This is a genomic window from Alteromonas sp. 5E99-2, from assembly GCF_017368475.1.
In the GTDB taxonomy this organism is placed as follows: domain Bacteria; phylum Pseudomonadota; class Gammaproteobacteria; order Enterobacterales; family Alteromonadaceae; genus Alteromonas_F.
In genome coordinates this window covers 1-875 of sequence record NZ_JAFNJE010000059.1, presented here as the reverse complement: position 1 = coordinate 875, position 875 = coordinate 1, and the positions used below count along the sequence as shown (strand labels likewise).

At 58.9% G+C, this 875-nt stretch carries 1 protein-coding gene; it reads left to right on the top strand.

Translation table 11 applies throughout. The features are described 5' to 3' along the window. Positions 1-713: IS110 family transposase (locus tag J3L16_RS15860; protein ID WP_207614039.1), on the top strand; the 713-nt coding region annotated here is incomplete at its 5' end. Positions 714-875: the final 162 nt, after the last annotated feature.

Here is an 875-nt window from a genome sequence, read left to right as displayed (position 1 = left end):
GCTTGTTTAAAACGGTGCATGTCAAAACGTTGGTGGCTCAGGAACAACGCATGCTGCTGACCAGCCGCAAGCTGCTCCAGCGCAAACTGCTCGACATCGAGAGCGATATGCGTGGCACCCTGCGCAACTTCGGCCTGAAGGTCGGGGCTGTGAGCACGCGGACCTACGAGGCGCGGATCCGCGAACTGGTTGAAGGCTTTCCCAGACTTGCGACAATCGTCGATCCTCTATTAACAGTCCGGCAGGTGATGCGTCAGCAACTGGCGACGCTCCACAAGATGTTGCTCAATGTGGTGTGCGATGATCCGGTCTGCAGACGGTTCATGACAATGCCCGGAGTTGGTCCCGTCGTCGCGCTCACTTACCGCGCATCGGTCGATCAACCGCACCGCTTTGTGCATTCCCGAGACGTCGGTGCGCATGCCGGTTTGACGCCCAAGCGATACCAGTCAGGCGAGATCGACTATGACGGCGGTATTTCCAAATGCGGAGACGCCATGCTGCGGACCATGCTCTATGAGGCGGCGCAATCGACGCTTACCCATTCCAAGAAATGGTCATGGCTCAAGGCCTGGGCGATGCGCGTTGCACAGCGACGCGACTTGCGGCGCGCAACTGTCGCACTTGCCAGACGCATTGCCGTCATTCTCCACCGCATGTGGATTGATGGCACCGACTTCCGCTTTAGCAACAGCGCCGCGGAGGCGGCCTGACAAACAGATTCTGATCCCGAGATCTGCCCTGGCAGAATGATGTCCTCACGGGGACGACGGGTGGCATGAGTTCGCAATGTCTGCAGATCCTGCTGCACGTGCAGCAAGGGCGCCTCGAAGATTGAACCACGCCATTCTTCTTACCCCATCATGAGGCGGCCA